The sequence below is a fragment of the Microcoleus sp. Aus8_D2 genome (genome assembly GCF_036702665.1).
GTDB lineage: Bacteria > Cyanobacteriota > Cyanobacteriia > Cyanobacteriales > Microcoleaceae > Microcoleus.
On sequence record NZ_JAUBUN010000007.1, the window covers coordinates 96,265 to 105,922 of the forward strand.

Sequence of the window (9,658 nt, forward strand, 5' to 3'; positions counted from 1 at the left end):
ATTAAAAAGGACAGCCACAGTGCATCTCTACCTAGTCCGTCACGGCATCGCAGCGGAACCCGAAGAATATGATACAGACGAGGAACGACCCCTAACTAAAGAGGGCGATCGTAAAACCCGAAAAATCGCCCAGCGGCTGTACGAGCTCGAAATTCAGTTCGATCTGATTCTTACCAGTCCCCTACTGCGCGCCATACAAACCGCCCAAATCCTGCTGTCAGGGGGTCTGAGTTCCAAAATAGAAGAATCCGTCCCCCTCGCACCTTCAGGAGACATCGGGGACTGGCTGAGGTGGTACAAGCAGTGGCAGGAAACAGGGAACCGCAGCTTGGCCCTAGTGGGCCACCAACCAGATTTGGGCAATTGGGCTGAAACTTTGCTTTGGGGTCGATCGCACGACACGCTGATTGTCAAAAAAGCAGGTATCATCGGCTTAATTCTCCCCGAAACTGGCTCCCCAGTCGGCCGCAGCCAAATGTTCTGGCTGACTGGGCCCAAGTTTTTGCTCTCCTAGAAACGGCGAATCGCCCTCTTAAACCCAGATTTTCGGGCGCAGAAACCGGGTTAGAGGGGCGAAAATATCTAGGGGTGCGATCGCCAAATCCGTTGAAAAAACCCGTTTCTGAGCGCCGGAGTGCCTGAGTCGCGATTAAATGATTATTTGTCAAGACGGTGACACTCTCTTGGTTTCTGGTAATGTACTTTGAATAGATTCAACTCACACAAAACGGTATCGCAATGGTCGTCGGCGAATTCAAACCAGGTTTAGAAGGTGTTCCCGCTACATTGTCCAGCATTAGCTACGTCGATGGACAAAAAGGGTTGCTGGAATATCGCGGGATTAGCATTGAGGAACTAGCACTCAAAAGTTCCTTTGTGGAAACTTCATATTTATTAATCTGGGGCGTACTTCCAACAAAGGAAGAACTAGAAGCTTTCGAGCATGAAATTCGCTATCACCGCCGGATCAAATATCGCATCCGGGACATGATGAAATGCTTTCCCGAAAGAGGACATCCAATGGATGCCCTGCAAGCTTCAGCAGCGGCTTTAGGTTTATTTTACTCGCGCCGAGCTCTGGCTAACCCAGCATACATTCGAGAAGCTGTAGTGCGGCTGCTAGCCAAAATTCCGACAATGGTGGCGGCGTTCCAGCAAATGCGGCGGGGAAATGACCCGGTGCGGCCTAGGGATGACTTGAACTACTCGGCTAACTTTCTTTATATGCTCAACGAGCAAGAACCCGATCCGCTGTTAGCTAGCATTTTTGACACTTGTCTGACTCTGCACGCCGAACATACAATCAATGCCTCTACATTTTCGGCAATGGTAACTGCTTCGACGCTGACAGATCCTTACGGGGTGATTGCTTCAGCAGTTGGCACTTTGGCGGGGCCGCTGCACGGGGGAGCTAATGAAGAAGTGATTGATATGTTGGAGCAAATTGGTTCGGTAGAAAACGTGCGGGCTTTTGTCGAGAAGAGCGTTGCCAACAAGGACAAAATTATGGGGTTCGGACACCGAGTTTACAAGGTGAAAGATCCGAGAGCAACTATTCTCCAAGGTTTAGCGGAACAGTTATTTGACAACTTCGGCCGCGACGATTATTACGACATTGCTGTCAAGTTGGAGGAAGTGGTTGAGGAGAAATTGGCTCACAAAGGAATTTATGCAAATGTAGATTTCTATTCTGGTCTGGTTTACCGAAAAATGGGAATTCCGCTCGACTTGTTTACACCAGTTTTTGCGATCGCCCGAGTTGCCGGTTGGCTGGCCCACTGGAAGGAACAGCTAGAGACAAACCGCATTTACCGCCCGACTCAAATCTATACAGGGACTCACGGTGCTCCTTATATTGCGATCGGGGAAAGACCGCCATCTTAAAGCATAATGAGCAAGCCAGACAGGTAAATGGCGCTCCCAATTGTGAATGTATGCGCGATCTTATGTCCGGTCAATTGCGATCGCAAAAACCGTTCGTAGTGCGGACTTCAGTCCGCAGCATTATGCGGACTGAAGTCCGCACTACGAACCTTACTTATTGCGATCGACCGATCGGACATGATATGAAGTGTTGAATCAAAAATTGCTTTCGCGTTGCAAGGAACGAAGTAATCTCAGTCTGCCAAAATCTGCCGTGCTGGGTTTCACCCCTCTTGTATTTTGTGCTGTTAGTTGGCGACAATAGTAAGAAGTGACGATTTTCAGGAACTCCGGTCCTCAGGCTTGCGGGTCTGAGGTTTTTTATTGGAATATTACGAATAGCTTTTGGTAGGGTGCCGCGTTTTTGGATTTACACGAAAAACTAGGGTTCGATCTGATATCGCGCGATCGATTAACCGCACTAAGATTAGTTCGTAGTGCGGACTTCAGTCCGCTCTCCGAAGAGCGGACTGAAGTCCGCACTACAAACCATTTTTGTTGTTGTATAGTATTAGGTAGAAAGCGAACATAACATCTATGGCTTACAGCAACAGCGAACTTGATGGCAAGTCTTTCTACCAATCCGAACCCTTAATCGCGCGATTGAGAGGGATTATCCGAGATTATCCCGAAGGCGTTGGCATTATCAAAGAGTTGATCCAAAATGCTGATGACGCTAAAGCAACGCGGGTAGAAATTACTCTGGATTGGCGCCACCATCAGGTGAAACAATTGCCAGACGATCGCATGATACAGCTCATGGGGCCGGCGATGCTAGTCTACAACGATCGCGTATTTACAGATAAAGACTTTGACAGCATTCGCAGCCTGGGACAAAGCGAAAAAGCGCGAGATTTGCAGAAAACTGGTAGATTTGGCGTCGGGTTTAATGCAATATATCACGTTACAGATTATCCCAGCTTCGTTTCGCGCGATCGCATCATCTTTTTTGACCCCCACGGCGCAGCAATTCCCGGCACTTCCCGACAAGAACCCGGACGCGAGTGGAATTTAGCCGACGCTAAATGGTACGAAAAATATCCCGATTTTATGCAAGTCTACGCAGCGGGAGGATTGCCATTAGGAGATACAAATTTTCAAGGAACCCTCTTTCGCTTGCCTTTAAGAACCGCAGAACACGCTAAAAATAGCGAAATTCGCAAACAAGCTTTCACCGAATCCAACGTCAATGAACTGCTAGATGAACTGATTAATTCAGGTGAAGAACTTCTGCTGTTTTTGAAATCCGTTCAGGAAATTCGAGTTTACGAAATCCCCGCCAACAGTCAAGCAACCAGGCAAGAAATTCTGGCAATTGTTACCCAGAACCCGCAAGAAGTAAGAGAAGCGCGCCAACAACTCCTCGATGCAATTCCCGATACACCAGACAAATTGCTGGAATTGTGCCGCAATAATCCAGCAGGTTTAGTCTCTGTTTCTTACCGCCACGATATAGAAACAATTAGCTGCAATCGCAATACCAAATCAACTTGGAGAACAGTCAGTTTAATTCGCACAGACGCAGGCGGAGAGTTGGCAAAAGTCATACAAGCCATGTACGAAAGCCAAGAAAAAGTCTTGCCTTGGGCGGGCGCTGCTGCGAGAATTAATGCTGTCAGTACCGAGGGAAATCCTCAACCTGTTAACGGCAAAGTTTACTGTTTTTTGCCGCTTCCCCTCGAAATCGGGCTACCCGTTCACATTAACGGTTTTTTCAACTTAAATAGTTCGCGCGACAACCTCAGCAGCGACAGCGGACAAACTGGAAAAGACAGACCGAGAGCTATTTGGAACCAACTACTCGCGCAGCACGTTTTGTCCCACGCTTATGCTAATTTAATTGTTGATTTAGTTCAAGATATCGGCAGGTATCAGCCTGATGAATTTTACAAACTTTGGCCTGTTGGCAAAATTACTTTCAGCAAAGCTCTCGAAGAACTGCACCGCTTTGTCATACAGTTATTGTATCAGAGGGCTGTTGTGCGATCGGCTGTAGAACACGCTGTAACTGAGCGCCAATTCAGCGGGCCAGCAATGTCACAAACAAGATGGGTGACACCTCCGACAGTCAAAAATCTACCCTCGAAAAAGTGGTGGGACGAATTATTAGCACCGCTGCGCGCCGACAATATCGACATTCCAGAACCGCCATTACCAGAGTCAATTTTGGCAGCTTTTAAAGATGCAGGTTTTCCCTTACCAACATTCACTGCTGCTAATTTACGACAGCACTTAATCGAAAACAAACCGCTAGGCGTGCCGTTACAAGATGCACCAAAACTAAGCTTGCAAAATAGACAGTGGATTGCGAATATGCTGCGCTATTGCATCAGCGACAATCACCGAGATTTGCGCGGTTTACCCTTGGCTATTCTCGCTAACAACACTCTCCAAGTATTTGGTTACAACCCGATAGGCACTATTTACTTTTCAGAGGATACCGCAAGGCAGATATTTGCCAATCGTCTAGAATGGTTTTTGCACAGAGATTTAACCAATGTGGTGCCTCTATATAACATGATTGGTGTGTCAGAAATGAATGCTACAGAAGTAGCGAAAAAATTGGTTTATGTGATTAGTTCAACGCAGTCACAATGCGATTGGCAATCTGATGCACTAAATCCACCAAATACCGACTGGTTGACTCTCGTATACAATTATTTTTTTAATATCTCGCCTAGATATCTGTCGCAAGAAACAATCGATGAATTAAAGAAAGTTCCGCTGGTTCCGGGAAATGATGGTAAGCTTCACAAAGCAGGAACTGCGCGAACTCCTTTGTTGGGCGGCGATAATATTGCAGCAGAGACGATCGAGGCCGTACAGTATTTTGGGGTGACGCTTGTCCGAGCACCGGCAAAACTAGAAAGTGCGATCGCCCAATTTGCCCAACGACATCAAAATCTGTTAGTCTCTTTTCTGACAGGCCCAGATGTCCTAGACACAATATCTTCGCGGTGCGATCGAGGTTTGCCGCCCTACCACCAACAGCATTATACATCTCTCCTCAACTTCCTGGCAGATTCTGAGCCAACAAATTACAAGGGAGATAGTCTCAGCAAGCTGCGTCAACTTCCAATATACCCCACAACTTCCCACGAAATAGTTGCCCTCACCGATGAAAATGTCTACCTTCCTGGTGGCGGATACGAACCACCGGAAATTGCAGGTACGTTGAGGCTTTTACGCACAGACAAAAATAGGCAATGGCTGCGACTGTTTCAACTTTTGCAAGTTCCGGTACTGAATCGTGCTAGACTAATTCGCGAGTGCTTGTTGCCTGAATATGCCTCGTTTGCCCCGGAAGAACAGTTAATCGCGCTGGCGTGGATTCGAGAGCATCTCAGCGAGGCTTGCAAAGAACTAGAAGAGGCGGGAGAGAATGCTTTTTCATTCAAAGAAGAGCTGAAAAAGGCGCGTTTGGTACGCTGTAGCGATCGCAGATTGCGCTCTGGCGAACTAATTTACAATCCCGAAAGTCAAGTAATCCGAAATATTCTCGGAAATTTAGCAGCTATTCCAGATATGGAATTTTACTCGCAGGATTATCCACTCTGGCTCGACTTTTTCGAGAATTTGGGTATGCGAAAAACCTTGAGTGCAGATGATATTGTAGCTTGTGTTGACAATCTAATGCAAACCGCCAACCGTTCAGGTGCAGGCGCAGTAACCGATGCTTGCATTGCTGTTTTTAACTACATAGTCGAGCATTGGGATGCACTAAAATATACCAAAATTGGCAACACCAACAAAACACTGTCTGAAACCCTCGCAGATAAACCTTGGCTTCCTGTCGAGCAAAATCTTCAGAAGTTAAGCGAATATCCCGCCGCTGCGATACCAGAACCGAGGCTGTATCGGGCTAAAGATGTCTGTTTCATTCAAGATGTTCGCTTAGCAGCCAGCCAAAAATTCTTATTTGTACGCCCTCAGCGGGATTTGGTGAAGTCAGAAATCAAAACAGCACTTGGTTTTCAGTCTCTAGATACCAGTACGGTTATCGACCATTTTGATACATTAATAAAAACTTGGGAAAATGACATTTGAAATCGCAATACCCGACGAGCTAAATGCACAAATACAATCAGTCAAGGCAATTTATAAGTATCTCGATGAGACTTTCATCAAAGGTAATATTTCCCGGGAACAACGCCAGCAAATTCAACAGCGTTTTGCTGGGCGCCAATGTTTGTGGGATGAGTCTAGCAGCAAGTTTTGGCGCCCCAAACACGCTTTTTTAGATGACGTGCCTTTTTTTGGAAACCGCCGCACAACTATAGCTGTTTCTCATCCATTTTCCGAAGTTTATCAGCTTTTAGGACAAGGAAACTCGCCCGTTGTGCAAGATTACCTAGATTTTCTGGAAGAATTAGCAGCCGAGTACAAAAACACACAGTTAAACGCAGCAGACAAAAACTATGCAATCGAGGTAATCAGCCGCCTAGAATCTCAACAGTCATTAGAAGGGCGCGCAGTTAAAAACCCGCCGGTGCTTACTGCAAACAGCACGCTTGCTCCCGCCTGTCAAGTTCTCATTCCCGACGCACCTTGGCGCAAAGATTACATCGACCCCAACCGGATACTGCACCAGCAAATCTCCCCAAAATTTGCCAAATCCGCCGGAAGTCTTTCTTTATTAAAAGATGTCGTTGAACGTCCGGCGGCAGTCAAAAATGCCTTAAATGCTCAAAGTAATGATTGGTGTCTGGAATGGCAAAAAACGCTAAATTCCCGGGAATTTAGCTCTGGTTTAAAGCGGCTGATTTTTCACGAACACGACTGTGAACCAATCCATGATACGATTTGGATTGCTAAAGCTCAAGTTGCGCCAGCCGCTCAAATTTATGTAGATTTATTCTGGAACGGTGAAACCCAAATTGCCTCATCTATACCGGGAACTCATTACTTTGACGAGTTTAAGAAAATATTTCATATTATCAGCAGCGGTAGCAGATACATTATGCTATGCTATTTAGCAGAAAGCATTAACGCTCAACTCGGCGCATATGCAGTGCAAAATCTGCTGCCGCTAGCTAGTATTCTGGATGCTGAGCCGCACAATATTAATGGTTTGCTAAACGAGTTGCGGATTCGGTCTTTACCGGGCGATTTGTCTCCCGTGGCTGTAGCTAATTCAGAAATCAAATCCCCTGCAAATGATAGCGGCGATCGAAAGGGCGATCGCTCAATTTACTGGGGCGCATTTTGAGCGAGAATAACAATCTTTAAGTTGTTCGATATTTAAATTGCATATTTGGGCGGGCTAGAAGCCCACCCCACTCATTGTTTGATTATTTCTTGAGCTGCAATTGCAATATTTACACCGATTGAGTTACGTGATGGCGGCTGGTCAATTTATCCAATTGATTCACCAACAAACTCAGGAACAATCCCACATCGGTGACAACTCCAGTAGATTCGATCGACCCCCGATCGCTCAATTTAGTCACCACAGCCGGATTAATGTCCACACAGACCATCTTTACACCCGCCGGAGTCATATTTCCCACCCCGATCGAATGCAGCATAGACGACAGCATTAACACCATATCCGCGCCCCGTAACAGCTCAGTATACTCTTCTTGAGCCTTAATCAAATCCATTTGCGTGTCGGGAAGCGGCCCGTCATCCCGGATCGAACCGGCCAGCGAAAACGGTACATTGTGCTTCACGCACTCGTACATCACACCGCTGGTAATCACGCCTGCTTCCACGGTTTTAGCAATACTGCCATAACGGCGCACAGTGTTAATCATTTTCAAGTGGTGGCGGTGTCCGCCGCGCACGGCTACGCCGCGTTTCATGTCAACTCCCAAAGAAGTTCCCATGCTCGATTGTTCCATGTCGTGAACCGCGATCGCATTTCCACCTAACAATGCTTGGACGTAACCTTCGCGGATCAAATGCGCTAAATGTTCGCCACCGCCAGTGTGGATGACCACAGGCCCAGCCGTCACTACAACTTTACCGCCGCGATCGCGAATTTGGCGCAATTCCCACGCTACTTGTTCCACTACCAATTCTACCCGGCGCTCGCTAGAAACGCTGCCGGACATAAAGCTAAATTCTTGAGAATTGCGCTGTTCCCGCGATTCTGTTTTGCGGATGGTGCGGATACCGACGACATCGACGACGACTTTTTCACCTACTTTTAAATCGCGCAATAATTTGCATTTAGCGACTGGCCCGTCGGCACCTTCAGTAATCGCAACTGCGCCGTCCATGCGCTGATTTTGCGCCTTAATCCACTGTCCGTTTACCCGCACTTCCGTGGGATAAATTGTACTGACGTAAAAGTCGTCGGGGCCCACTCCATCTTGCACTACAGGTGCTAAAATAGCATCGCAAATCTCTTGCGGCGGTGGCACTGCACCTAAATCAATCAGCAATCCCATGATTTCTTCCATCACATCGTGGGAAGGTGCCGAAACTTTCACGTCGGCAGATGATGTGCTTTGCCGCTGCTCTCCTAAATTGAAATTGAGCACTTGGAAACTGCCGCCGTTTTCGATAACTAAGTCTAAAGCGCGGCTGATTAAACCTGCATCGAGCAGGTGGCCTTCCATGCGAATGGTACGGCTTTCTACCATCACGTTTGCCGATCGATCTTCTTGCACCGGTTCCGTTACCCGCAGCGTCAGACACTTAGCTGCGCCTCCGGCTTTCAGAAATTCGCTCAGCGGCGTTTCAATTACTTCAAAACCGGCTTGAGTGATGCGCGTTTTCAAGGCTTCGCTAACCTTGTTCATTACCACAATTTTGTCAATATTGACGGCGTTGCAAGCAAAGTTGGCGGCATCTGCTTCTTCAATGGCAATCCGTTTTTCCGGCGCGACTCGCATTTCAATGAGGCGGTTCGAGTAGGAGTCAAAGGCTGCTGGATAGTAGAGCAAATAGCCACCTGTGAGGGGACAAAAACAGGTGTCTAGGTGATAGAAACGTTCGTCAACTAAACGCAGGGATAGCACTTCAATGTTCAGCCATTTTGCTAGCAACGGGTGCGAGTCGAGTTCGGAACGGAAGCCGTATCCTGCCCACAACCAGCGTCCTTCGCGATCGAGCAAAGCGTCACCAGCACCCTCAAACGGCAAGTCTTTCGGCAGTTCGTGCACCGTAAAACCTTTGCTTTCAAACCATGCTTTAAAATAGGGTTCTTCGCCTTGACGTTCCTTGTGATAGAAGCGGCTGAGGACGAAGGTATTGCCTAAAAGCAAGCCTGCGTTGGCGGTGAACACCATATCCGGCCAGCCTTTTGCGGGCGGTACCAGGTCTACGACGGCGTTCTCTTTCAGGACGTGGTAGAGTTTTTCCCACTGTTCGACGGCGCGATCGCGCGATGATTTGTGTACGTTACCCTCCATCCAAGGGTTAATCACGTAATCCACATCGTAGTGGTCGGGGGCGCACATCAGGAAGCGAATTGAGTCAGTCATAATTCAGTTAAAATGTGGTAGATGCTACAGACGCAAGTTGAGATAGTATGTATGAAATCAACTATCAAATTCACTCCCAAGAGAATGAGTGCAACGTCTAGCAGCGAAAAAAGTAGCTTTCAATTATATCACGGTTAGGTTAAAATGAAACTAAACCACAGATGCTTTCCCTGAAATATCAGATCAAATGTCAGGTTTTGATATTATTTGCGGTCAATTAACCTTAATAAAAGGTTCGTAGTGAGGACTTGAGTCCGCATCCCTCCGAGGACTAAAGTCCTCACTACAAACCTATTTTAGTT

Annotated in this window: 6 protein-coding genes; 5 read left to right on the forward strand and 1 reads right to left on the reverse strand. The window is 47.2% G+C overall.

Translation table 11 applies throughout. The features are described from left to right. The first annotated feature begins 19 nt into the window (after nucleotides 1-19). The 5 genes from sixA (at nucleotide 20) to QUB64_RS07780 (ending at nucleotide 7,132) form a co-directional block, all read left to right on the forward strand. Nucleotides 20-514 carry a phosphohistidine phosphatase SixA gene (sixA, locus tag QUB64_RS07760; protein ID WP_333269239.1) on the forward strand — a complete coding sequence of 165 codons (495 nt, stop codon included), beginning with the start codon at nucleotides 20-22 and terminating at the stop codon, nucleotides 512-514. Between the two features lie 224 nt (nucleotides 515-738). After that, nucleotides 739-1,884 carry a citrate synthase gene (locus QUB64_RS07765; protein WP_333269162.1) on the forward strand — a complete coding sequence of 382 codons (1,146 nt, stop codon included), beginning with the start codon at nucleotides 739-741 and terminating at the stop codon, nucleotides 1,882-1,884. A gap of 50 nt (nucleotides 1,885-1,934) precedes the next feature. Then, nucleotides 1,935-2,078, forward strand: coding sequence for a hypothetical protein (locus QUB64_RS07770; RefSeq protein WP_333269163.1), 144 nt, complete (start codon nucleotides 1,935-1,937; stop codon nucleotides 2,076-2,078). Between the two features lie 382 nt (nucleotides 2,079-2,460). Then, the gene (locus QUB64_RS07775; RefSeq protein WP_333269164.1) at nucleotides 2,461-5,970 is read left to right on the forward strand and encodes a sacsin N-terminal ATP-binding-like domain-containing protein; all 3,510 of its coding nucleotides are present in this window, start codon (nucleotides 2,461-2,463) and stop codon (nucleotides 5,968-5,970) included. Continuing rightward, entirely contained in the window at nucleotides 5,960-7,132 is a 1,173-nt protein-coding gene (locus QUB64_RS07780) for a hypothetical protein (RefSeq protein WP_333269165.1), read from the forward strand. Before QUB64_RS07775 ends, QUB64_RS07780 begins: the two co-directional genes overlap by 11 nt. Before the next feature lie 109 nt (nucleotides 7,133-7,241). Here the strand turns inward: QUB64_RS07780 and argZ are convergent, their stop codons facing one another. Beyond that, nucleotides 7,242-9,356 (reverse strand): bifunctional arginine dihydrolase/ornithine cyclodeaminase, encoded by a 2,115-nt coding sequence (gene argZ / locus QUB64_RS07785; protein ID WP_333269166.1) that lies wholly within the window; start codon nucleotides 9,354-9,356, stop codon nucleotides 7,242-7,244. Nucleotides 9,357-9,658 lie beyond the last annotated feature (302 nt).

Bases quoted from the DNA above. Each gene is read 5' to 3' on its own strand.
- QUB64_RS07765 (WP_333269162.1), top strand. From the start codon at position 739: ATGGTCGTCGGCGAATTCAAACCAGGTTTAGAAGGTGTTCCCGCTACA.
- QUB64_RS07770 (WP_333269163.1), top strand. From the start codon at position 1,935: ATGCGCGATCTTATGTCCGGTCAATTGCGATCGCAAAAACCGTTCGTA.
- QUB64_RS07775 (WP_333269164.1), top strand. From the start codon at position 2,461: ATGGCTTACAGCAACAGCGAACTTGATGGCAAGTCTTTCTACCAATCC.
- QUB64_RS07780 (WP_333269165.1), top strand. From the start codon at position 5,960: ATGACATTTGAAATCGCAATACCCGACGAGCTAAATGCACAAATACAA.
- argZ (WP_333269166.1), bottom strand. From the start codon at position 9,356: ATGACTGACTCAATTCGCTTCCTGATGTGCGCCCCCGACCACTACGAT.